General features: G+C 68.9%; 18 protein-coding genes and 6 tRNA genes. 10 read left to right on the forward strand and 14 right to left on the reverse strand.

Annotation, left to right across the window (positions count from 1 at the left end):
• Nucleotides 1–18: 18 nt before the first annotated feature.
• Nucleotides 19–2,025 carry a threonine--tRNA ligase gene (thrS, locus tag B7K23_RS10920; protein ID WP_084126610.1) on the reverse strand — a complete coding sequence of 669 codons (2,007 nt, stop codon included), beginning with the start codon at nt 2,023–2,025 and terminating at the stop codon, nt 19–21.
• 163 nt (nt 2,026–2,188) lie between these two features.
• Here thrS and B7K23_RS10925 point away from each other — a divergent pair, with 163 nt between their 5' ends.
• Together B7K23_RS10925 and B7K23_RS10930 are read left to right on the forward strand one after the other, a co-directional pair.
• Nucleotides 2,189–3,667, forward strand: coding sequence for an ATP-binding protein (locus B7K23_RS10925; RefSeq protein WP_084126611.1), 1,479 nt, complete (start codon nt 2,189–2,191; stop codon nt 3,665–3,667).
• Nucleotides 3,664–4,332, forward strand: coding sequence for a response regulator transcription factor (locus B7K23_RS10930; RefSeq protein WP_084126612.1), 669 nt, complete (start codon nt 3,664–3,666; stop codon nt 4,330–4,332). Before B7K23_RS10925 ends, B7K23_RS10930 begins: the two co-directional genes overlap by 4 nt.
• 54 nt (nt 4,333–4,386) lie before the next feature.
• Here the strand turns inward: B7K23_RS10930 and B7K23_RS10935 are convergent, their stop codons facing one another.
• The 3 genes from B7K23_RS10935 to B7K23_RS10945 form a co-directional block, all read right to left on the reverse strand.
• Entirely contained in the window at nt 4,387–4,992 is a 606-nt protein-coding gene (locus B7K23_RS10935; protein WP_234996504.1) for a hypothetical protein, read from the reverse strand.
• Between the two features lie 229 nt (nt 4,993–5,221).
• Nucleotides 5,222–6,793, reverse strand: a complete 1,572-nt coding sequence (locus tag B7K23_RS10940) for a deoxyguanosinetriphosphate triphosphohydrolase family protein (RefSeq protein WP_234996505.1) — start codon at nt 6,791–6,793, stop codon at nt 5,222–5,224.
• A complete protein-coding gene (locus B7K23_RS10945; RefSeq protein WP_084126614.1) occupies nt 6,757–7,947 on the reverse strand; it encodes a phosphotransferase in 1,191 nt (396 codons plus the stop codon). The genes B7K23_RS10940 and B7K23_RS10945 overlap by 37 nt, the downstream gene beginning before the upstream one ends.
• Nucleotides 7,948–8,091: 144 nt before the next feature.
• Here B7K23_RS10945 and B7K23_RS10950 point away from each other — a divergent pair, with 144 nt between their 5' ends.
• The gene (locus B7K23_RS10950; protein ID WP_143338244.1) at nt 8,092–8,937 is read left to right on the forward strand and encodes a hypothetical protein; all 846 of its coding nucleotides are present in this window, start codon (nt 8,092–8,094) and stop codon (nt 8,935–8,937) included.
• 189 nt (nt 8,938–9,126) lie between these two features.
• On the opposite strand, the gene B7K23_RS10955 is transcribed toward B7K23_RS10950, so the two are convergent.
• The 3 genes from B7K23_RS10955 to B7K23_RS10965 all read right to left on the reverse strand — a co-directional run bounded on the left by B7K23_RS10955 (nt 9,127) and on the right by B7K23_RS10965 (nt 11,192).
• Nucleotides 9,127–9,198 (reverse strand) — tRNA-Val (locus B7K23_RS10955).
• A 24-nt stretch (nt 9,199–9,222) separates the two neighbouring features.
• Nucleotides 9,223–10,095, reverse strand: coding sequence for an aminotransferase class IV (locus tag B7K23_RS10960; RefSeq protein ID WP_084126616.1), 873 nt, complete (start codon nt 10,093–10,095; stop codon nt 9,223–9,225).
• Nucleotides 10,092–11,192 carry a chorismate-binding protein gene (locus B7K23_RS10965; RefSeq protein WP_084126617.1) on the reverse strand — a complete coding sequence of 367 codons (1,101 nt, stop codon included), beginning with the start codon at nt 11,190–11,192 and terminating at the stop codon, nt 10,092–10,094. The genes B7K23_RS10960 and B7K23_RS10965 overlap by 4 nt, the downstream gene beginning before the upstream one ends.
• A gap of 128 nt (nt 11,193–11,320) precedes the next feature.
• Between B7K23_RS10965 and B7K23_RS10970 the strand changes: the two genes are divergently transcribed.
• The 5 genes from B7K23_RS10970 to B7K23_RS10990 all read left to right on the forward strand — a co-directional run bounded on the left by B7K23_RS10970 (nt 11,321) and on the right by B7K23_RS10990 (nt 12,026).
• A tRNA-Gly gene (locus B7K23_RS10970) sits at nt 11,321–11,393 on the forward strand.
• A 33-nt stretch (nt 11,394–11,426) separates the two neighbouring features.
• A tRNA-Cys gene (locus B7K23_RS10975) sits at nt 11,427–11,497 on the forward strand.
• Between the two features lie 5 nt (nt 11,498–11,502).
• Nucleotides 11,503–11,577, forward strand: a tRNA-Val gene (locus B7K23_RS10980).
• Between the two features lie 277 nt (nt 11,578–11,854).
• Nucleotides 11,855–11,927, forward strand: a tRNA-Gly gene (locus B7K23_RS10985).
• A gap of 24 nt (nt 11,928–11,951) precedes the next feature.
• A tRNA-Val gene (locus B7K23_RS10990) sits at nt 11,952–12,026 on the forward strand.
• A 37-nt stretch (nt 12,027–12,063) separates the two neighbouring features.
• On the opposite strand, the gene B7K23_RS10995 is transcribed toward B7K23_RS10990, so the two are convergent.
• Entirely contained in the window at nt 12,064–13,059 is a 996-nt protein-coding gene (locus tag B7K23_RS10995; RefSeq protein WP_084126618.1) for a lysylphosphatidylglycerol synthase domain-containing protein, read from the reverse strand.
• A gap of 24 nt (nt 13,060–13,083) precedes the next feature.
• On the opposite strand from B7K23_RS10995, the gene B7K23_RS11000 reads away from it, so the two are divergent.
• On the forward strand, nt 13,084–14,034 hold the full coding sequence (locus B7K23_RS11000; protein WP_084126619.1) for a sulfotransferase: 951 nt from the start codon (nt 13,084–13,086) through the stop codon (nt 14,032–14,034).
• A 9-nt stretch (nt 14,035–14,043) separates the two neighbouring features.
• Nucleotides 14,044–14,970: a sulfotransferase gene (locus B7K23_RS11005; protein WP_084126620.1), complete on the forward strand. Its 927-nt coding sequence runs from the start codon at nt 14,044–14,046 to the stop codon at nt 14,968–14,970.
• Between the two features lie 73 nt (nt 14,971–15,043).
• On the opposite strand, the gene B7K23_RS11010 is transcribed toward B7K23_RS11005, so the two are convergent.
• From B7K23_RS11010 to B7K23_RS11035, 6 genes are all read right to left on the reverse strand, one after another.
• On the reverse strand, nt 15,044–16,240 hold the full coding sequence (locus B7K23_RS11010) for a glycosyltransferase (protein ID WP_084126621.1): 1,197 nt from the start codon (nt 16,238–16,240) through the stop codon (nt 15,044–15,046).
• A 9-nt stretch (nt 16,241–16,249) separates the two neighbouring features.
• Nucleotides 16,250–17,224 carry a Gfo/Idh/MocA family protein gene (locus tag B7K23_RS11015; protein ID WP_084126622.1) on the reverse strand — a complete coding sequence of 325 codons (975 nt, stop codon included), beginning with the start codon at nt 17,222–17,224 and terminating at the stop codon, nt 16,250–16,252.
• Nucleotides 17,225–17,291: 67 nt separating this feature from the next.
• The gene (locus B7K23_RS11020) at nt 17,292–18,713 is read right to left on the reverse strand and encodes a glycoside hydrolase family 1 protein (protein WP_084126623.1); all 1,422 of its coding nucleotides are present in this window, start codon (nt 18,711–18,713) and stop codon (nt 17,292–17,294) included.
• Between the two features lie 66 nt (nt 18,714–18,779).
• The gene (locus tag B7K23_RS11025; protein WP_084126624.1) at nt 18,780–19,043 is read right to left on the reverse strand and encodes a PTS transporter subunit EIIB; all 264 of its coding nucleotides are present in this window, start codon (nt 19,041–19,043) and stop codon (nt 18,780–18,782) included.
• Entirely contained in the window at nt 19,043–19,903 is an 861-nt protein-coding gene (locus B7K23_RS11030; RefSeq protein WP_159451391.1) for a PRD domain-containing protein, read from the reverse strand. The genes B7K23_RS11025 and B7K23_RS11030 overlap by 1 nt, the downstream gene beginning before the upstream one ends.
• Nucleotides 19,904–20,027: 124 nt before the next feature.
• Nucleotides 20,028–21,902 carry a beta-glucoside-specific PTS transporter subunit IIABC gene (locus B7K23_RS11035; protein ID WP_084126626.1) on the reverse strand — a complete coding sequence of 625 codons (1,875 nt, stop codon included), beginning with the start codon at nt 21,900–21,902 and terminating at the stop codon, nt 20,028–20,030.
• Nucleotides 21,903–22,200: the final 298 nt, after the last annotated feature.

Raw genomic sequence — 22,200 nt, forward strand, 5'->3', positions numbered from 1 at the left:
TCGACCACCTCGGGCACGTCAGACCTGCGCCTTGTCCTTGATCGCCTGGACGATGCGCTCCACGGCCTCGTCCACGGGCACCTGGTTGTCCTGGCTCCCGTCGCGGAAGCGGAACGACACCGCACCGGCCTCGGCGTCCTCGCCGCCCGCGATGAGCACGAACGGCACCTTCTCCTTGGACGCGGTGCGGATCTTCTTGGGGAAGCGCTCGTCGGAGTCGTCGACCTCGACGCGCACGCCCTGGGCGCGCAGCTTGGAGGCGACCTCGTGCAGGTAGTCGTTGAAGGGCTCGGCGACGGGCACGCACCGCACCTGGACGGGCGCGAGCCAGACGGGGAACGCGCCCGCGTAGTGCTCGACGAGCACGCCGAGGAAGCGCTCGATCGAGCCGAACTTCGCGGAGTGGATCATCACCGGCTGCTGGCGTGAGCCGTCGGCGGCGGTGTACTCGAGGCCGAAGCGCTCGGGCTGGTTGAAGTCGTACTGGATGGTCGACATCTGCCACGTGCGACCGATCGCGTCCTTGGCCTGCACGGAGATCTTGGGACCGTAGAAGGCGGCGCCGCCCGGGTCCAGCACGGGCTCGAGCCCGAAGCTCGCCGCGGTCGAGCGGAGCACCTCGGTCGCCGACTCCCACTGCTCGTCCGAGCCGATGAACTTGTCCTTCTTGTCTCCCTCGGTGTCGCGCGTGGAGAGCTCGAAGTAGTAGTCGGTCAGCCCGAAGTCCTCGAGCAGCCCGGTCACGAAGCGCAGCAGGTGCTCGATCTCGGCGCCCGCCTGCTCGGGGGTCACGTACGAGTGCGAGTCATCCTGGGTCATCGCGCGTACGCGGGTGAGCCCGTGCACCACTCCCGACTTCTCGTAGCGGTACACCGAGCCGAACTCGAAGAAGCGCAGCGGCAGCTCGCGGTAGGAGCGGCCCCGCGAGCGGAAGATGAGGTTGTGCATCGGGCAGTTCATGGCCTTGAGGAAGTACTCCTGGCCCTGCTTCGTGACGTTGCCCTGCTCGTCGATCTCCTCATCGACGTGCATCGGCGGGAACATCGTGCCCTTGTAGTACGGCAGGTGACCCGAGGTGTAGAACAGCGCGTCCTTGCTGATGTGGGGGGTCGAGACGTACTCGAAGCCCTCCTCGATGTGGCGCTGGCGGACGTAGTCCTCCATCTCGCGCTTGATGACGCCTCCGCGAGGGTGGAACACCACCATGCCGGAGCCGATCTCCTCGGGGAACGAGTACAGGTCGAGCTCGGCGCCGAGCTTGCGGTGGTCGCGACGCTCGGCCTCGGCCAGGCGGTCCTTGTAGGCGACGAGCTCCTCCTTGGAGGGCCACGCGGTGCCGTAGACGCGCTGGAGCTGAGGGTTCTTCTCCGAGCCCTTCCAGTACGCGGCGGCCGAACGCATGAGCGACCAGCCGTTCGCGAGCACCTTGGTGGACGGCACGTGCGGGCCGCGGCACAGGTCGCCCCAGGCACGCTCACCGTTGCGGCGCACGTTGTCGTAGATCGTGATGTCGCCGTCGCCGATCTCGACCGAGGCGCCCTCGGCGCCCGCGGCCTCCTGATTCAACAGCTCGCACTTGTACGGCTCATGCGCGAGCTCGGCGAGCGCCTCGTCGCGGGTCACCTCGCGCCGCACGAAGGCCTGCCCCTCCTTGACGATGCGCTGCATCGCCTTCTCGAGCTTCTTGAGGTCCTCCGGCGTGAACGGAGTCTCCACGTCGAAGTCGTAGTAGAAGCCGTTCTCGATGGGCGGGCCCACGCCGAGCTTGGCGTCCGGGTTGACCTGCTGGACGGCCTGCGCGAGCACGTGCGCGGTCGAGTGGCGCAGCACCATGAGCCCGTCGGGGTCGGAGGTGGTCACGGACTCGACGGCTACGCCGGAGGGGATCTCGCGCGCGAGGTCCCACAGCGCGCCCTCGACGCGCATGACGACCACGTCCTTGCGGTCGCCGAACAGGTCCGACCCCGTCGTGCCGGCCGCGAGCTCTCGCTCGGTGCCGTCGATGGTCGCGATGAGGCTGGACACGTTCGTGCTCCTTGGAGGGTGGGCGGAGAGTTACCGACACGATGCTACCGACCCCGGACCTCCCGCACGCACCTCACGGCCCCTGGCGTGCCCCTGACGATGTCTCCCAAGCCGCGGGGCCGGCGCTTCGGTACCGTGGAGGGAGGACGCTGAGGGAGCAGCCATGTCGAGGTGGACGAGGTCGCCGCGCACGGTCAGCGCGCGCGCACGCATCGTCGCGTCCATCATGTTCCTCGCGGCCGCCGCCCTGCTCGTCTCCGGTCTCGTGGCCGAGCAGATCCAGGACGCCGAGGTCAAGATCAGGATCGATGAGGACCTCGCCTCGGACGCTCAGGAGTTCATCGACCTCGTCGAGGACGGGGTGGACCCGTCGACGGGCGCGCCGCTCGGCTCGCCCCGAGAGGCGCTCCGGACCGCCCTTGAGCGCGCCATCCCCGAACCGCACGAGGGCATCGTCGGCTTCGTCGACGGCGAGCTGGCGTACGTGGTCGACGACGCTCCCCTGTCTCTCGAGTCCGACGCGGAGCTGATTGCCGCCCTGGCGCCGCTGGCGACGGCCACGCAGCAGTCGATCGTGCGGATCGAGACCGAGGTGACGTCCTATCGCGTCGCGGTGACTCCCGCGACGATCAGCACGGAGGGCGCGCTTGTCGTCGCGGAGGATCCGCGCACGGAGCCGGGAGGCGAGGTGGCGGCGGAAGTGCGCGCGTACGACGAGGCGGCCGAGCTCGCGCGCTTCACGCGCGCATTCTGGATCTACGGATGGGTCGCGCTCGTCTCCTTCATCCTCGTCAGCATCGTCGCGTGGTGGATCGCGGGCCGACTCCTCAGGCCGGTGCGCGTGCTCGCGACCACAGCGCGGGAGATCGGGAGGGACGACCTCGCGGAACGCATCCCCGTCTCGGGCACCGACGACCTCGCGGACATGACCGAGGCCGTCAACGAGATGCTCGAGCGCATCGAGTCGGCGTTCGCGTCACACACCGCGCTGCTCGACGATGTGAGCCACGAGCTGCGCACGCCGATTACGGTCGTGAGGGGTCACCTCGAGCTCATGGATCCCCGCGATGAGGAGGACTCCGCCGCGGCCCGAGAGGTGAGCCTCGAGGAGCTCGACCGCATGAGCCGCCTGGTGGAGGACCTGATGACGCTCGCAAAGTCGGACCGGCCCGACTTCGTGCGGCTTGCACGCGTCGACCTGGCGCAGCTCACCGAGACGGTGCTGGCGAAGAGCCGCGCTCTGGGCGAACGCGCGTGGGTCCTGGACGAGTGCGTGGAGGGAACGCTTCGCGCCGACGAGCAGCGCCTGACGCAAGCGGTGCTTCAGCTGGCATCCAACGCGGTGAGGTTCTCCGGGGAAGGCTCGGAGATCGGGATCGGCAGCGCCATCGTCGACGGCGCGGCCCGCGTGTGGGTGAGGGACACGGGCCGCGGGATCGAGCCCGCGCTGCTCCCTCACCTGTTCGAGCGCTACTCCCAGGGACGACGCAGTGAAGGCCTCGGACTCGGCCTCGCGATCGTGGCGGCGATCGCTCAGGCGCACGGTGGATCTGTCGAGGTGGAGTCGACCGCGGGCGAGGGGTCACGCTTCACACTCGTGCTGCCCATGCCCGCCGACCGCGGGGAGCCGGCGACGTCATGAGCAGGATCGTGATCATCGAGGACGAGGAGCGCATCGCCTCGTTCGTCTCCAAGGGACTCGCCGCCGCCGGTTTCACCACCGCGCACGCGCGCACCGGGGCGGAGGGGTTCGAGCTCGCGATGGCACAGGACTGCGATCTGGTGATCCTCGATCTCGGGCTGCCAGACACGGACGGATACTCGGTACTCGAGCGCCTGCGCGGCTCGGGGAGCCACGTCCCTGTGATCATCCTCACCGCGCGCACCTCGGTCGAGGACACCGTCGCGAGCCTCGAGTCGGGGGCCGACGACTACCTCGGAAAGCCCTTCCGATTCGAGGAGCTGCTGGCACGGGTGAGGCTGCGGCTACGCGGGAAGGTCCACGCGACCGAGGGGTCCTCCCTCGCGCACGAGGGGATCGTCCTCGACCCGCTCACCCGCACCGTCACGGTCGACGCGCGGGAGGTGGAGCTGTCGGCGCGGGAGTTCGCGCTTCTCGCCGAGCTGATCGCGCACCCGGGGCATGTGCTGAGCCGAGAGCAGCTCCTCTCACGCGTCTGGGGCTACGACTTCGACCCCGGCTCGAACGTGGTCGACGTGTACGTCCGCTACCTGAGGAGGAAGCTCGGCCACGACCGGATCCAGACGGTGCGAGGCGCCGGCTACCGCCTGGCCAAGCGTCGGTAGTCCGCGCCTCCGCGCAACCCCCGCGAGGGTGCTGACCCCACGCATGGCTCGAGGTCAATCGTCCGACTCGTCCTCGTGCTCGTCCTCGTGCTCGACCTCGTCCTCGTGCTCGACCTCGACCTCGTCCTCGTACTCGACCTCGTCCTCAGTCCCGTGCTCGGCGGACTCCGACGATGTGGAGTGCTCGACATGGGACGACCCGTGGCTCTCGCTCTCCGCCTCGTGCGTCGCTCCGTCTCCGCTGGTCCCGCTGTGGCTCTCGCGGTACGACGAGCCAGAGCCGTCGTCCGAGGAATCGTCGTCCGCAGCGTCGTCGCCCGAGTCGTCCCCTTCGTCGTCGCCCACGTCATCCTTGACGATCGTGAGACGCTCCTCGGGAGAGGAGTCCTCACCGTCGTGGCTGTCCTCCGCAGTCACCGCCTCCACCTCGTCTTCGGACGACGAGTCGTCCTGCACGTCGGTGACCGAGGTGTCACCCAGATGAATGGCGACGGCTCCCTCAGCCGGATCGGCCTCCTCGTCGACCGTCTGCTCGACGGTGCCTCCCGAGAACAGTGGCAGCGCCCCTGCGCTCGCGAACGCCGCTCCTCCGAGTGCGATCGAGCCCACCGCTCCCGCAATCATCCAGCCCGCCTTGCCCTGCACCTTCATGATCGCCATCTCCTTCGACTGTCGGTCAGATCCGACCATTGACACCTCAACGATGCGGCGGCTCGCTGAGAGGGTCAGGAGGACGTGATGAGAGGGCTCTCATCAAAGGGATAGCGAAGACGCGAAGAAGCGGCGCCGGCTCTGGCCGACGCCGCTTCGGCGAGTCGCGTGACCCAATCACTCCTCGTGGCGGTCCTTCGCCCGCTGCTCCGCCTTCGCCGCCGGAACCGCCGCGCCGTCAGAGCACCTGACCGCCATCCCACAGCCGCTCCGAGGCCCCGGAAACGAGGCCGGCGAGCGACCTCGCCTGCGCGTCCGTGAGCGAGGCGATGTAGTCGATGATCCCGCGGCCCCTCGCGAGGCCACGGATCCGGGCGCGATCGATCTCGCGCTCAACGGCGATCTGCTTGTAGTCGGCCTCGGCGAGGCCCACGAGGTCGAGCAGTCGGCGAGGCGCACGATGCACGTCCCTCGGATCGTCGAGCCACGCCGCGAGGGCGTCGACGAGACGCTCGATCACACTGGCCTGGCCGCGCTGGTAGACGGCGAGGTCGGGGCGGTGGAGCACGAACCGCTCCTGCAGGAACTTGAGCACGGCCACGTCGTGCCACGCGGCGGTGTCGAGGCTCACGTGGCCCGAGCGGATCGGCGGGTCCGCCATCACCACGACCGAGCGCTGGAGGCGCGACACCCACCCGGCCATGAACACGGCGAGGGCGCGGTCGGCGTCGAGCGACCCGTCGAAGGGGACTGCCAGCAGGCCATCGACGACGTCGCTCTGGACGCGCGCGACCGACTCCCCGAACGCATCGTCGTCGGCGATCCAGGCATCCTTGGCAAGCAGCCGCCTGCGCAGGGTCTCGAGCCCCCGGCCGGGGACCCGCGAGGTCGCGGCAAGCGTCTCCGAGGGGAGCTGCGAGAGCGCACCGCGCTCCGCTCTCCACGTGCGGAACTCCGTCGACACCGCGGCGTGTCCGAGCAGCGACGCGCGATAGAAGTCGTCGAGGTCGTGGAGCGAGTAGGCGATGTCGTCGGCGATGTCCATGACCGAGCACTCGAGGGTCTGCTGGCGAGGCGAGATCGCGGGATACGCAGCGCGGGCCTCCTCGAAGTCGTCGAGATCGAGCGTGTACGTCGAGAACTTCGGGGCACCGTCGCCTGGCATCCGGGGCGTCAGGCCTCGTGGCCGGTCGAAACCGCCTGTCCACCGGTCGCCCTCCGCGCGTTCCCACGGGTACTTGAGCACCGCGGCGCGCACCGCGGCAGTGAGGTTGAGCCCCGCTCCGGCGCGGTCGTACTCGTCGAGCCGCGTGAGGATGCGGAACGTCTGCGCGTTCCCCTCGAAGCCCTCCTCGAGGCCGAACCGCTCGCGAGCGAGACGATCGAGCGTCTGCTCGCCAAGATGCCCGAAGGGCGGGTGTCCGAGGTCGTGGGCGCTCGCGGCGGCCTGCACCACCACCGGGTCGCAGCCCCCGAGCCGTGCGACGGTGCGTCCCCGCTCGCCCTTGTCGGCGGCGAGCCCCACCGCGATGGCGCGGGCCACGGCGGTCACCTTGACCGTGTGCGTAAGCCTGTTGTGGACAGCGAGACCTGCACCCGACTGGGAGATGACCTGGGTGACGGCGGACATCCGCGAGAAGTACGGAGAGAACCGGATCCGCTCGAGGTCGACGCGATACTCGGGTCCGCGCTCGAGCGCCTGGGACTCGTCGAGGGGTTCCGCGACCCTTCTCGCAGTCCGGAGGCTTGGGGCGGCTTCGGTGATCGAGCCGCTCACGAGGCGGCCGCCCTTGCGGCCTGGTGCATCCACGCCTCGGCGTGCTCACGGTTCGCGGTTCCCGAGGCGAGCGACACGAGGACCGCGGCGGTCCTGCCGGCGAGCTGGTTGGCGTCCACGTACGGAAGCATGCCCTTGACCAGGATGAAATGCACATCCGGGACGTGGCGGTATCCCTGGGGACTGAAGGTGGGGAGCGTCAGCATGTGGGCAAGCAGGCACGCCACATCGTCGACCAGGTACCCCGGACCGGCGGTGTCGAGGTCGATGAGCGCCGAGGCCGTGAGGCCGTCGGGTCCGGGCGCGAGGAACAGGTTCGCTGCGTGGAGGTCGCCGTGCACGGGGACGACGGGACCGGTCTCGCCTCGCCGCAGCCGGTCAGCGACGAGGCCCTCGATCTCATTCGCCCAAGGAAGACCGCGCTCACGCGCCTGCGCGGCGTACTGCGGGAGCCTGTCGGACCAGGCCGGACGATGCGGAAGGTCGAGCGCGCGCGGGGACAGCGCGGTCAGAGCGTCCATGACAGCTGCCGGCGGGATCACGGGCGGAAGGAGCATGCGCCCCTGAGGGTCGTACAGGTGCTCGGTGAGCGGCCTGCCGCGCGCCGCGTCCAGCAGCACGAGCCCGGCTCCCAGGACCCACGCGCGGGGGGCGTGGGGGCTGAGGCGGTAGCGCTCAGCGACCTCCTGCGCGAGGTCCGGGCCGACGACCTTCACGAAGTGCACGTTCGCGGGTGCGGACGCGGGATCTCCGGCCGCGCACGACTCGATGCGGAGCACCGCCCTGCGCAGTGGCCGGAGCACGAGGACACGCATGCCGCGCACCTCGACCGCCGTGCCGAGCGCGGCCGACATGGCGCGACCGAGGGCCACGGGATCGCAGGCCTCTGCCAGCGCGGGGAGGTGCGGGTCCATCGGGTGCTCCCACACGTGCACCTCGTGACCGCCCGACCCCACCGTCATGACCCCAGGGTGGGAACCACGATCGAGCTCGATGGTCGAGGCCACGAGGTACCGGTGGGCACCGTCCACCATGACGTCGTAGGAGACGGAGGTCTCGGCGCCCGGCCGGTCGTGGACCGCGTCAACGGCCCAGGAATCGAGCGAACGACCGGCGGCGCTCAGCGCCTCGCGCAGCACCGCTCCGGCGCCGTCGCCGGTGAGCTGTGCACGTCGTTCCTCCGTCATGCGCCCACGCTACCGAAGCCACTTCTCAAATCGTCGAACGGGCGCGCCGCGAACGCTCACCCTTGGTCCAGGACTGCCGATGGGGCCGGTGACGACCACCTCTCGGTCGCAAGGCAGCACCTACGGAGGAAAGGGCACACCCCAGTGTTGAACCGTGACTCGGCCGCGAAGGCCGCCGCTCCCTCAGGAGCGAGCGCACGTCCCCAGGACCGTGCGCGACTCTCGGCCGCCGCGACCATCGCGCTGCAGAACCACTACTGCGACGCGTGCCGTTCGGGCGTCCAGTGCGACCTCGCGATGCTCGCTGAGGGTGTGCTGAGCCTGGACGCCGCCGCCTCGGCACACGACGAGGATGCCGCGCTCGCGGCCCAGCTCGACCAGGCGCACCAGGACGGTCGGCTCGAGGCGGTCGCCCAGGCCCTGGCCGTCATCGGCCGCTCGGAAGGCGAGCTGCGCACAGAGGCCGACGGCGACGCTCAGCACCCCGCCTTCCTCATGGCTGAGACGCTGCGCCATCTCGCGCTCACGATCCGCATGGAGATCCGCGACCCCGACTCCCCCACCACGCTCGAGGTCCTGGCGCGAGCCGAAGAGGCCCGCGAGCTCTCCAACTACGTGCGTGAGGTCTCCGATCAGTACCGTGCGGAGCAGAGCGACGTCGCGAAGGTGCTCGACAACGTGGCCGGCGACATCGCCAAGGGCACGGAGGGCGTCAACCGCCTGCTGCAGGCCTCGAACATCGATACCCCGGCGGACGCTCTCCACGAGCTCTCGTTCGATCCCGACGCAGACATCCGCTGGTGGGCCGCTCAGAACCCCAACACCGCCGTCGAGACGCTCATCGAGGTCGTGAAGTCGGAGCGTCACCCCACGGTGCTGTCGGCGGTCCTCATCAACCCCAACCTTCCCGACCGACTCGTCGAGGTGTTCGCCGACTACAGCAACCACGAGGTCGCCGCGGTCGCCCGCCGCAGGCTCGCGCTCGCGTAGCACCTGGTCATCGCGGGATCTCCTTCCGCCTCGCTCACGAAGGCCCTCGGCGTCCGCCCGGGGCCTTCGTGGCGTTCACACGCATTGTCGCGCCGCCGCGCGTCGGCCGTGAGCTCTCCGACTTACCACGACACTGGGGGAGAGACAGCACGAGGGCCTCCGGCTGAAGCCGGAGGCCCTCGTGTTCCGTGGGCGATACTGGGATCGAACCAGTGACCTCTTCCGTGTGAAGGAAGCGCGCTACCCCTGCGCCAATCGCCCGGTGAGCGGATACCACTATAGCGGCTATTTGGACCTCGGAGGTGCAGGGTCCAGATCGACGTCCGCCGCGGAGCTGTAGACGCCGCTCAAGCGCTCGAGCAGACGGCCTTGCGCGAGCTCGACGCCGTCGAGCATCTCGACGTGCTGGAGGCCACGCGTGGAGGAGGTCACCGCGAGGTGGGCCTCGCCGCGGAGCACCTCGTCGAGCGCGCTCATCGTGAGCTCACCCGGAGCGGCGACGCGCACGGGCACTCCCGCACGCGCGCCCCACTCGAGGAGCAGCCCGCGTGTGATGCCTGCGAGGCAGCCCGACGCGAGCGGCGGAGTCACCACCTCGCCGTCCTTCTCGAGGAACACGTTGGTGCCAGTGCCCTCGCACAGGTGGCCCTGCGTGTTCGCCATGATCGTCTCGTCGGCGCCCTTGGATCCCGCGTAGGCGGCCATGACGGCGTTCTCGGCGTACGACGTGGACTTCACGCCGGTGACAGCGGACCGCTCGTTGCGGCACCACGGCGATCGCACAGCGCGGCATCGCGCGGGAGCGGGGCCGCCTGTGACGATCACGACGACGCGCAGCGGCCCCTCGCCTCGTACCGAGCTCATGGGTCCGTGGCCGGAAGTGACGGTGATCCTCACACGCGTGGCATCGTCTCCTGCCTCGGCGAGCGCCTCCTCGACGCCGCGCCGGACAAGGTCCACGTCGAGGCCCTTGAACCCCATCCGCTCGGACGAGTACACGAGCCTGTGCAGGTGCCGCGTGAGCGCGAAGGCCGCACCCTTGCGCACCTCGAGCGTCTCGAAGACGCCGTCGCCGACGGTGAAGCCGTGGTCCACAGGCGCGATCGCGGGTGCGGAAGGGTCCTGAAGCACGCCATCGATCCAGGCAACGGGAATCATTGGGACATTGTGTCGGCAGACGCGAGGCCGATCAAGCGACGCGCCTTGAGCTCGGTCTCCTCCCACTCCCCTGCGGGCTCCGAGCCCCACGTGATGCCCGCCCCCGTCCCGAACCGCAGGGTGCCGCCCTCCGCATCGTCCCACCAGAAGGTCCGGATGCCGACGGCGAGCTCAGCACGCCGCGCGTCGGCGTCGATCCACCCGATCGCGCCGCAGTAGGGACCCCGAGGCGCGGTCTCCTCGCGGGCGATGATCTGCAGGGCGGACGATTTCGGCGCCCCCGAGACGGATCCAGGCGGGAACGTGCCCAACAGCAGATCGGGCCACATGCGATCGGTCCAGTCGTGCGCGTCGTCGAGCCGAGCCTCGACCGTCGACTGCAGATGGACCAGACCCGGATGGGTGTGCTCGCCGAGCAGCTCGGGAACTGCGATCGTGCCGGGCTCGGCCACGTGCGCGAGGTCGTTGCGGACCAGGTCGGTGATCATCACGTTCTCCGAGACGTCCTTGTCGAGCATGCTCTGTCCCGGGGCCGCCGTGCCCTTGATGGGCGACGAGCGGAGCGTGCGGCCGCTGATCGACAGGTAGGACTCGGGCGAGGCCGAGACCACCCAGGCGCCGGGCATCTCGTCCGTGCGCGGGATCACGATCCGCGCGGCGTATCTCGCGGGATTGCCCCGGGCGAGACGCTCGGAGAGGGCGACCGCGTCGGGACCGGGCGCCTCCGCCGCGAGCGGCGCCGAGAGCACCCGGCACAGGTTCACCTGATAGGCGTCGCCCTCCCGGATGTCGCGTCGGATCGCCTCGACGCCGGCCATGTATGCCTCGCGCCCGAGCGAGGTGTGCCAGTGCTCGGGAGCGGGTCCGGTCCAGGCGCGTCGCGGTGCCGCGGGCTCGGGGCCTGCGACCACGTGCTCGGCTCGCGCGAAGCGCCACGCGTCGATGCGGCCCTCGAAGCTCGCGACGACCACCCACAGGCCACCTTCGGAGAGCCGGTGGCCGTCGATGGCGGCGTCGATGTGCTCGACGGGCTCCGAGGCCGTGAGTCCACGGAACTCGGCGCTGCCGAGCCGCCTGACGTCCTCGCTCCACTCCACGGACCTACGCTAGCGGGCGACGGCGCGCACTCCCGAGCAGCCGCGCAGGCCGATGCGCTCTCGCGATTTGGTGTTGCTCGAATGTTTCGGCTAGAGTCTTCTTCCTGTCAGGGCAACAGCCCAGACACGCGGACGTGGCTCAGTTGGTAGAGCATCACCTTGCCAAGGTGAGGGTCGCGGGTTCGAGTCCCGTCGTCCGCTCGGAGTTCTTCAGGCCAACTCGTTGGTCACCACGGTGGGTTGGCCGAGAGGCGAGGCAGCGGCCTGCAAAGCCGTATACACGGGTTCGAATCCCGTACCCACCTCGCACGGGCGATTGGCGCAGCGGTAGCGCGCTTCCCTGACACGGAAGAGGTCACTGGTTCGATCCCAGTATCGCCCACCACACACGCAAGGCCCCTGGCAGACGCCGGGGGCCTTCGTCGTGCCCCGGACGATGCGCCCGCATGCTCTCGTTCGTCGCGCCTACTTCTCCCGCACCCCGGGTCGCACTTCTCCCCTCACCGCGCGCTCGCACACTCGACCCCATCGCCCTCTCCACGGGGAGTCGGACCGAGAGTGCGTCATGCCGATGTCACGACACGCCGTCGCCATCGAGTTGTCACCGAAGGGTCGCGGGATCGGGCATACTATTCCCCGGCCCGAACGACAGTTCGGTCCACGCGGACGTGGCTCAGTTGGTAGAGCATCACCTTGCCAAGGTGAGGGTCGCGGGTTCGAGTCCCGTCGTCCGCTCGCAGGATGCGACCTACGTCGCACGGGCGATTGGCGCAGCGGTAGCGCGCTTCCCTGACACGGAAGAGGTCACTGGTTCGATCCCAGTATCGCCCACCACACAAGCAAGGCCCCTGGCAGTCGCCCGGGGCCTTTGTCATGCCCGGGCTGCGCGCGCCTTCTCCCAGCCGACGGCGATCAGCCAGAACAACAGGTCGACCACAGCGTTGAGGACGCGACCGAGCACGACGACCAGGGTTGCGGTGGCCGCGGGCATCACCACGAGCAGCAGCACGAACTGGGTCGCATCCTTCGTGCCGAGACCGCTGGGGACAAGAGGCGTGAGCATGCCCACGACTCCGCCCAGGCCGATCGCGCCGATGATGTAGAGCATGTCCTCGAGGCCGACCTGCGGCGCGATGGCGAGGATCAGGAAGTAGCTCTGAAGGCCCGACAGCAACGCTCCCCCGCCGTAGAGCGCGATCGAGTCGCGCACCGTGGGCCAGCCGACCTGGACCGGGGTGCCCCGTCGTGCCGCGCGCATCGCGAGGTCGAGCAGGCGGTTGAAGATCGGCGGTGCCATCGCGACGAAGCCCGCGACCGCGCCCACAGCGACGAGCACCCGGACCGTGACCGAGATCTCGCCGATTCGTGGATCGAGGGCGAGCAGCGTGAGCGACACCGCCCCGACCGCGACCACCTGCGATGCCGCCTCGACCAGGGACGAGACCGCGAGCCTGGTCTTGGAGATGCCATGCTCAGCCGCGAGGTAGATCTTCCCAGCGATCCACGGGATCGTGCCGGGGATGTATCGCGCAAGCCATGCCTTCGAGTACACGGACGCGAGCACCCGGAACGGGGGCAGCGCATCGGCGCCGAGTCGGACGAGGACCACTCGCCAGACGAGCACCCCGAGATAGCGGAAGGCGAGACCGGCCAGGGCCGACGCCAGGATCCACCACGGCTCGAAGCTGATGTCGCTGAGCTCGCTCCAGTCGACCGTGGCGACGAACCATCCGAAGGCCACGACGATGGCCAGATAGAAGACGGGCCGCACCAGGCGCTTCCACCCACGCGGCCGGACCGTGCGATCCGGCTGGGCGAGGCCGTCCGAGGCTCCTGCCTCCCGACCCGTGCCGGGCGTGTCTTCCACGCGGCCAGCCTAGACTACGGACCCATGCGGCCCGTGGACTTCTTCATCGTCGGCCAGCCCAAGTCAGGTACGACGGCTCTGGCCTCGTACCTGGAGGCTCATCCCGAGATCTGCTTCTCGCGGCCGAAGGAGCCTCGCTGGATGGCGGACGACCTCACGCGCGAGATCATCGCGCACCACGGCGACGAGGGGCTCGTCCCTGTGCGGACGGCGGACCAGTACGAGTCGTGCTTCGCTCACGATCATGAGGCGCGGCTGCGCGGCGAGGGAAGCACCGCCTATCTGCATTCCACCGAGGCGGCCGGGCGCATCGCCGTGCACAATCCGCGGGCCCGCATCGTCGTCCTGCTGCGCAACCCCGTCGACCTGATTCACGCGCTGCACATGGAGTACGTCAATCTCACGTACGAGGACATCGAGGACTTCTCGGATGCTCTCGACGCGGAGGCAGCGCGGAGCCGAGGTGAGCTCATCCCCTCGCGCGTCCCCTTCCCCTCGGCGCTCCTCTACACGCGCCGTGGCACCGTGATGCCGCAGCTCGAGCGGTACTGGGAAGTGTTCGGCGACGAGGCCGTGGGCGTCTGGACGGCCAAGGACCTGCGGGACGATCCTTCGGGCACCTACCGCGCGATCCTCACCCACGTCGGAGCCCAGGACGTGAGCTTCTCCCCCGACTTCGCCGCAGTCCACGAAGCCAAGCAGCCCAGGTCGGCGTCGCTCAATCGCGCAGTGCGCGCGAACTGGCTCCGCGCCACCGCTCGCCGCGCCCTGCCCCCGCAGGCATTCAAATGGGTTCAGCAGCGAGTCGTCGAGCCGCTCGTCCTCACGAAGGCGCCCCGCGCGCCTCTGTCCCCCGGTCTGCGGGCTCGGCTCGAGGACGTCTTCCGGCCCGACGTCGAGGCGCTCTCCGATCGGCTGGGACGCGATCTCGGGAGCGAGTGGGGCTTCGGCGAGTCAGAGCGCGCGCGACCCTAGACTTGCGGCATGCGGCCCGTCGACTTCTTCCTCGTGGGCCAGCCCAAGTCCGGGACCACGGCGCTGGCCACCTTCCTTGACCAGCACCCGGAGATCTCCATCTCGACACCCAAGGAGCCGGGATGGATGGCCTCGGATCTGCGCGCGGAGAGCGTCGCCGCCCATGGCGACGACCGCAAGCTGTCGGTCGCGTCCGAGACCGGCTACCAGGCGTGCTTCGCGAAGGCCGACACCCACGCACGGCTCGGAGACGCGTCCACCTGGTATCTCTACTCGACAGACGCGGCACTCCGCATCCACGAGCACAACCAGGACGCCCGCATCGTCATGCTGATCCGCGAACCGGTCTCCATGCTCGCATCGCTTCACCAGCAGTACGTCAACGAGTCGATCGAGGACCTCACGGACTTCGCGGCCGCGCTGACGGCCGAGTCCGATCGCGCGGCCGGCCGCCGTGTGCCCACACGCGCGCCCGTGCCCTCGCTGCTGCTGTACCGCGCGAGAGCGCGCTTCCGGGAGCAGATCGAGCGCTATGTGGAGACGTTCGGTCGCGAGGCAGTGCTCGTCGCGCTGACCTCCGACCTCCGCGACGCCCCGGACGAGCTCTACGGCCGCGTGCTCGCCCACCTCGACGTCACCGATGTGGAGTTCCGGCCCGGTTTCCGCGGTGTCCACGAATCGAAGGCGCCGAGATCCACGTTGCTCAACTCAGTCGCCCGCTCGGACGCGGTCAAGCGCCCGGTCCGTGCGCTGCTCGGCAACCGCCGATACACCGCGCTCCAGAAGCGCGTCGTCGAACCCGCGCTCATGAAGGGCGCCTCGCGCACCGAGGTCCCCCAGGATCTGCGAGAGGAGCTCCAGCGCGAGTTCCTCGACGATGTGCGCTACGTCTCCGACCTGATCGACCGCGACCTCGTCACCGAGTGGGGCTACTGAGCGACTCCGCGCGCCGCGCCCGCGCGCTACCGCGCAGGACCGCGCTGCGGGGCGGACGTCGACCGCTGAGAGATCAGCCGAGCGCGTCCGCCAGCGCCGCGAGGTGGCGCGGCATGACCGCCTCCCACGTGAACAACTCCCCCGCGCGTTGACGGGCCGCGGCACCCATGCGCGCACGGAGGGCAGGCTCCACTGCGAGCGACGCCACCGCGCCCGCGATCTGGTCGGGACGGTGCTCGTCCACCAGGATGCCCGTCTCGCCGTCCACGACGACGTCGGGGATGCCGCCGCTGCGGGTCGCGATCGCCGGGATGCCGGAGAGCGCCGCCTCCACCAGCACCAGGCCGAACGCCTCCTGCCATCCCGACGCGGTCGTGGTCGAGGGCGCGACGAGCGCATCGGACTCCGCGTACAGCGCAGGAAGGTCGACCGGATCCACCCAGCCGGCAAAACTGACGCGATCACCCACGCCGAGCCGATCCGCGAGGCCCTCGACCGCGACGCGCTCCGGCCCGGAGCCCGCGATCACCAGCGTCGCGTCGACGCCCTGCTCGACGGCGATGGCGAGCCCAGCCACCGCATCGTCCGCACCCTTGCCCTCAGCAAGCCTGCCGACGAAGAGCAGCCGCAGGGCGCCGTCGTCGCGCGACGATGGCGCGCCGGCGAAGCGGTCGGGCACACCCATCGGGACGATGCGGTAGTCGCGGTCCCGGAGCTCGCGACAGAGGGCATGGGTCGCCGAGCCGTTCACGACGACAGCGCGCGCACGGCCGAGGGTCCAGCGCTTGAGCCTGGTGGCGAACGCTCCTCGAAGCGTGAAGACGTCGCCGCCGTGCACCGTGACGACGAGCGGCCGGCGGACCGCAAGGGTGGCGACCGCGGCCGCGAATCCCTGAGGCACGAGCCAGTGGGCGTTGACGACGTCCGTGCCTCGCGCGAGCCGTGCGGTCGCGGCGATCTGGGCGAGCGTGTAGGTGGCGCCCTTGAGCGCGCCGAGCCGGGCCTTCCCGTACTGCCCGTAGGCGATGTCCTGGCCGCGTGCGGGCCACCAGTACCGGAAGCGTCGGACGCGCACGCCGTCGACGGTCTCGGACCGCGAGGCGCCGCGATGGTGAGGCGCGAGCACCATGACCTCGAGCCCCGCCGCGCGCAGCTGCTGCGCGTACTGGGCCACGAAGGCGGGGACGCTGTCGCCCTCCCAGCGCGGGTAGGTCGAGGCCAGGATCAGGACGGAGCACGGGCCGCGCGCATCACCTTCCGAGTCGTCCACATCGCGACCCTATCGCGGGGCGACCTCCACACCGGCCGTCGCGCGCACGAGCGTCTCGAGGACGGTCCGGCTGTGGTCGAGGAGGCGGTCGCGCGCGTCGATATCCGCCTCGGCGATGATCCGCACGAACTCGCGGAACTCGTCCGTCATGCGGTGGCCGGGCAGATCCAGCGCCAGGGGCGTCGTCCCCTCCCGCGTCGTCAAGGCGACCGGCCCGCATGTGTTGGGCGCGCCCGCCATCTCGATCGTCGCGACGTCGCCCTGCACGGCCGTGTGGGACGACGCGTGGGAGTCCTTCGCGCACACGACGACGGCCTGTGCCTCGGGATAGCCGAGAACGAGCACGCCGGACGTGTCGACCCCGCGCTCGACGGTCGGGTGGTACGACACCGTGTCGGGCGCGCCCAGGAGCCCGACGACAAGGTGGATGCCGTAGATGCCGAGGTCGCGCAGCGCTCCCCCGCCCCTCGCGGGGTCGAAGGCAGGATGGATATCGCCCGCGACGAAGGCGTCGTACCTGGACGAGCGCTGCGAGTAGACGCACTCCACCAGGCGGATGCGTCCTATCTCGGGCAGCCGAGCCTCGATCTCCTTGTAGGCCGTGTGGTGGATCGTCGTGATCGCCTCGGTCAGGATGAGCCCTCGTTCGCGTGCGAGTGACACGAGCTCGTCGAGCTCCGCGACGGTGCGGGTGAAGGGCTTCTCGCACACCACGTGCTTGCCGGCGAGGAGGGCCGCACGTGACACCTCGTGGTGCAGGTCGTTGGGCAGACCCACATAGACCGTGTCGATGCCGGGGTCGGCGAGGCATTCCTCGAGGTCAGTGAACACCTTGGGGATGGAGTGCTCGGCGGCCAAGGCCTTGAGCTTCGCCAGGGACGATGCGCGGCCCTGGATCGCGACGACGTCCAGTCCCGGAACGTCACCGACGGCGTCCAGCAGGTCGCGGACGATCATTCCGGAGCCGAGGAGGGCGAGTCTCATGGGGACATCGTTGCGCGTCAGCCCCGGGCCCCGCACATGAGGCGGGCCCGGGGCCGACGGGAGCGGATCAGGCCTGCAGCGAGCCGCCGTTGGTGCGGATGACCTCGGCGTACCAGTCGAAGGACCTCTTCTTGTAGCGGTCCAGCGTGCCCGAGCCGTCGTCGTTGCGGTCCACGTAGATGAAGCCGTAGCGCTTGGACAGCTGCGCGGTCGAGGCGGAGACCAGGTCGATCGGGCCCCACGTGGTGTAGCCCAGAAGGTTCACGCCGTCCGCGAGCGCCTCGCCCACCTGCACGAGGTGGTCGTTGAGGTACTGGATCCGGTAGTCGTCCTCGACGGTCTTCACGCCGTCCACCTCGACCAGCTGGTCCTTGGCGCCCAGACCGTTCTCGACGATGAACAGCGGCTTCTGCCAGCGGTCCCAGAACTGGTTCAGGACGATCCGCAGACCCTGAGGGTCGATCTGCCATCCCCACTCGGAGGCCTCGAGAGTCGGGTTCGGCACGCCTCCCATGATGTTGCCCGGGCCGTCGGCCTTGACGTTCGGGTCACCGGACTCGCAGATCGACATGTAGTAGGAGAACGAGACGAAGTCGACCGTGTTCTTGAGGTCCTCGGCGTCCTGCTCGGTGATGGTGAGCTCGATCCCGTTCTCACGGAAGAAGCGCTTCGCGTACCCCGGGTAGTAGCCACGCGTGTGCACGTCCGAGAACATCAGGTTGGCGTGATCGGCCTGCATGACCGCGACCGCGTCGTCCGGGTTCGGGGTAAGCGGGTAGATCGGCATCGAGATCACCATGCAGCCGATCTGCATGTCGTGGTTCATCTCGTGGGCGATCTTCGTCACCCGGGCCGACGCGACCAGCTCGTGGTGGATGGCCTGGTAGAGGTCCTTCGTGGAGAGCTGGTCCTTGGGCGTGTTGATGCCGCCCGAGCCGAACGGGATGTGCAGCACCGAGTTGATCTCGTTGAACGTCAGCCAGTACTTCACGCGCGAGCCGTAGCGCTCGAAGCACGCGCGGGCGTAGCGCTCGTAGAAGCCGATCATGTCGCGGTTGACCCAGCCGTCGTACTTCTCCGCGAGGTGCAGCGGCGTCTCGTAGTGCGACAGCGTGATCAGCGGCTCGATGCCATGCTTCTCCAGCTCGTCGAGCACGCGGTCGTAGAACGCGAGTCCCTCCTCATTCGGGGTCTCCTCGTCACCGTTCGGGAAGATGCGCGACCACGCGATCGAGAACCGGAAGACCTTGAAGCCCATCTCGGCGAAGAGGGCGATGTCCTCGGCGTAGCGATGGTAGAAGTCGATCGCCTCGAGCTTGAGGTTGTCCTCCGTCGGACCCTCGATGCGGTCGAACATGATGCCCTTCGGTGTCACGTCCTGGATCGACAGTCCCTTGCCGCCCTCGGCATAGGCGCCCTCGATCTGGTTGGCGGCGGTGGCGCCTCCCCAGAGGAAACCCTCCGGGAAGTGCGTGGCGTTGTCACTCATGGCTGTTCCTTCTGTGTGAGGTGGACGGCACGCGGGGCGCGCCGAGGAAACTCGTGGTGCGCCGTGTCAGGCGCGCGAAACGGCGACGATGTGACTCACCGCCGTGTAGAGGTCGTCGAGATGCGCGGCCGGAGCGATCTGCAGCTGGCCCGTGAGGTGCATGGCGAGCGCGATCCCAGGAAGGGCCCGAATCGCCTCCACGTCGGCAACGTCGGGATCCGCGAGCACCAGACGCAGCCGCACCATGCAACGCTCGACCGCGGCGATGTTGTCGGCCCCGCCTACGAGCGACACGATCGACGACGCGACGAGGGCCACCTCCGCGTGCATCACGACTCCTGAGAGGTGCCGCTGAGGCCGGCCGTGAGCCGCATCACGTGGATGGAGAGGTACAGAACCTCAGCCTCCCCCACGTCCCACCCATAGCGTTCTGCGAGGTACTGGGACATGCGCAGGGCCGTCGCGTGCTCTCGAGGCTGGGTGGCCTTGATGGCAGCCGCGAGCGGCGGCGTCTCGAGGTCGCGCTTGATGCCCGTGCGCCCGCGCACGTAGAGGTACCTGAGATGGGTGACGAAGCGCGCGACCGCGGTCGAGTCCTCGTCGATGTTCGCGCTGTACTCCTCGCGGATGATGTCGAGCAGGTGGGCCAGCTCGGTCGTCATGTTCATCGTCGTGGAGATGTCGCGCGAGCCGAACTGCGCGTTCACGAAGTGCAGCGCGAGCGGCACCGCCTCCACATCCGGAAGCCTGACACCGGAGAATTGTTCGATCATTCCGAGCGCCGTGCGGGCGAAGTCGAGCTCCTCAGGATAGAGGGACTCGACCTCGTACCTCAGCGGGTACTCGATCACGGGCACGTTCTCGCGGGCCCGTCGCAACGCGAAGCTGATGTGGTCGGCGAGGGGTACCAGCACGTGATCAGTGACGTGCTTGCCGAGCGCCTCCCGGCCGGCGACCACGATGCGCTCGGTGAGATCGAGATCGTCTGCGGGAATCTCCTCGACGAGGGCTGCGATCCGCTCCGCGGACGCATTGGCTCCTGGGACGAAGCGTCGCTCCACGATGGACTCGTCGACGGTGTCGCCCCGCTTGGCCTGGAAGCCGACACCGCGCCCGAACAGCACGACCTCGCCGCCCTGCTCGTCGACGCCGAGCACCACCGAGTTGTTGAACACCTTTGCGATTCTCATCGCACACGCTCCCTGCACCTGGGCCACGCTGCCCTTGGCTTCGAACATACCGATCCTCCTGCTGAACTACGGACATGTGTCGGGGTTCGCGCCGGCGGGCGCCGACGCGAACCCCGACGTCAGGTCAGCGAACGACCGTGAGGAGGTAGTCCGCGCCCGCCACCTTGGCGTCCGTGGACATCGTCACGTGGTCGCCTTCCTTGGTGTTGGTCACGATCACCAGGGTCGTCGTGTCGAAGCCCGCTGCCGCGAGGGCCGCGATGTCCGCCTCGGCGAGGACGGCGCCACGCTCGATGACGTCACCCTGCTTGACCTTGGGCGTGAAGTGCTTGCCCTCGAGCTTCACGGTGTCGATGCCGATGTGAACCAGCACCTCCAGGCCACCCGTGGTGCGGATGCCGTAGGCGTGAGGCATCGCAGTGATGACCTCGCCCGCCACAGGAGCGACGACCGTGCCGTTGGCCGGCATGATGCCCGCGCCGTGGCCAAGCGCACCCGAGGCGAACGCGGGGTCCGCGACCTCGGCGAGCGGGATGACGGTTCCCTCGACGGGCGCGCCGACCTCGAGGTCACCGGCGTCAAGCACCGCGTCGCCCACGGCATCCTCGGCCTCGGGAATGTCCTTGAAACCGAGCACCATCGTGAGGGTGAAGGCAATCACCATGGCGAGGCCGGTACCGATGAGCTGCATCGTGAACGAGCCGATGTTGATGGTCGAGGTGAGGGTGATGAGGCCGGGGAGCACGAAGCCCTCCGCGGCGGAGCCACCAGCAGCGGCGATCGCACCACCGACGGCACCACCGATGACACCGTAGATGAACGGCTTCTTCAGGCGCAGGGTCACACCGTAGATCGCAGGCTCGGTGATGCCGGCGAGCAGACCCGAGATCGCGGCCGGACCGGCCACGCCCTTGAGGTCCTTGTTCCGGGTCTTGAAGAAGACCGCGGCGGCGGCTGCACCCTGAGCGAGAACGGCGGCGAACAGGGGGCCGGTGAGCAGCGAGTAGCCCTGGGTCGAGAGGTCCTGAACGATGAACGGCACGAATCCCCAGTGGAGACCGAAGATCACGAAGACCTGCCAGCCGGCGCCCATGAGAGCGCCACCGACGGCCGGGCTGAGGCCCCAGACCCAGTTGACGCCCTCGGAGAGCACGGTACCGAGCCAGTCGGAGACGGGTCCGATGACGAGGAAGGTCGTGGGCACGATCACGGCGATTGTCACCAACGGGCTCACGAAGTTGCGGATCGACGAGTGCAGGACCTTGTCCATGAGCAGTTCGAACTTCGCCTGCGCGTAGACCGCGATGATCACCGGGATGACTGCGGACAGGTAGGACGGCATGATTACCGGGATGCCGATGAAGTCGAGCGCGCCGCCCGCAGCCGCGAAGGCGTTGAGCGTGAGGCTGTTCCCCTCGGCGTCCGCGATGACCGCAATCGTCTCCGAGTAGATCAGCGCGCCGGCGATGGCAATGGACACCCACTGGTTGGCCTTGAACTTCTTCGCTGCGGTGACAGCAAGGAAGACCGGCAAGAACTGGAAGGCCGCGTCACCCGCTGCGTACCAGATGGCGTATGTCGAGGTACCCGAGAAGGTCGGCCAGATCCACACGGCCGTGGCAAGAAGCGCCTTGAGCAGACCGGTTCCGGCGAGCACCCAGAGGAACGGGGTGAAGATCGATGTGACCAGGTCGATCAGTCGAGCCATGATGCCGCCGGACATCGCGGCGCCCTCCGCGGAGACTCCCTCGGTCTCGACCAGGCTCTGGTAGACCTTCGAGACGTCGTTGCCGATGACGATCTGGAACTGCCCGCCGGACTCGACGACGGTGATGACGCCCTTGGTCGACTCGACCGTCGCCTTGTCGGCCTTGTCGCGATCGTTGAGCGTCAGACGAAGACGGGTCGCACAGTGCGTCGCCGACTTGATGTTGTCCTTCCCTCCGATCGCCTCGACGACCGCGTGAGCGATCGTGTCGTACTTGGTCGGAGCTGCCATGATTCCTCCTTGAATCATCGAGCGGAACGTGCCCCCTAGACGAAAAAAGACCCGGACCTCGAGAAGGGACGCTTCGCCGCAGCCGAGGGCTGCACGTCCTTCGAGACCCGGGTCTTGCCTTGAAAAGTCACAATCCCGTGTGTTTCGATCGCGGGCCATTCCGCGATTGGAGCGAATGTAACACCCGTCGAACACCAACGCAACCACGGCACGCCGCCCTTGCGGGGTCCCGCGCGAACCGGTTCGTGTCCGATTGCGAGCGAGAGAGGAGAGTTCAGCCACACCCGGTTGCGCGACA

This window comes from Demequina sp. NBRC 110054, assembly GCF_002090115.1.
Taxonomy (GTDB): Bacteria; Actinomycetota; Actinomycetes; order Actinomycetales; family Demequinaceae; genus Demequina.

What these genes read in the sequence shown, in the direction of transcription:
- B7K23_RS10930 (WP_084126612.1), top strand. Translation starts at nt 3,664, where the DNA reads ATGAGCAGGATCGTGATCATCGAGGACGAGGAGCGCATCGCCTCGTTC.
- B7K23_RS11015 (WP_084126622.1), bottom strand. Translation starts at nt 17,224, where the DNA reads ATGAGACTCGCCCTCCTCGGCTCCGGAATGATCGTCCGCGACCTGCTG.
- B7K23_RS10945 (WP_084126614.1), bottom strand. Translation starts at nt 7,947, where the DNA reads ATGACGGAGGAACGACGTGCACAGCTCACCGGCGACGGCGCCGGAGCG.
- B7K23_RS11035 (WP_084126626.1), bottom strand. Translation starts at nt 21,902, where the DNA reads ATGGCAGCTCCGACCAAGTACGACACGATCGCTCACGCGGTCGTCGAG.
- B7K23_RS10925 (WP_084126611.1), top strand. Translation starts at nt 2,189, where the DNA reads ATGTCGAGGTGGACGAGGTCGCCGCGCACGGTCAGCGCGCGCGCACGC.
- B7K23_RS11030 (WP_159451391.1), bottom strand. Translation starts at nt 19,903, where the DNA reads ATGAGAATCGCAAAGGTGTTCAACAACTCGGTGGTGCTCGGCGTCGAC.
- B7K23_RS10935 (WP_234996504.1), bottom strand. Translation starts at nt 4,992, where the DNA reads ATGGCGATCATGAAGGTGCAGGGCAAGGCGGGCTGGATGATTGCGGGA.
- B7K23_RS10960 (WP_084126616.1), bottom strand. Translation starts at nt 10,095, where the DNA reads ATGATTCCCGTTGCCTGGATCGATGGCGTGCTTCAGGACCCTTCCGCA.
- B7K23_RS11005 (WP_084126620.1), top strand. Translation starts at nt 14,044, where the DNA reads ATGCGGCCCGTCGACTTCTTCCTCGTGGGCCAGCCCAAGTCCGGGACC.
- B7K23_RS11000 (WP_084126619.1), top strand. Translation starts at nt 13,084, where the DNA reads ATGCGGCCCGTGGACTTCTTCATCGTCGGCCAGCCCAAGTCAGGTACG.
- B7K23_RS11025 (WP_084126624.1), bottom strand. Translation starts at nt 19,043, where the DNA reads ATGCACGCGGAGGTGGCCCTCGTCGCGTCGTCGATCGTGTCGCTCGTA.
- B7K23_RS11020 (WP_084126623.1), bottom strand. Translation starts at nt 18,713, where the DNA reads ATGAGTGACAACGCCACGCACTTCCCGGAGGGTTTCCTCTGGGGAGGC.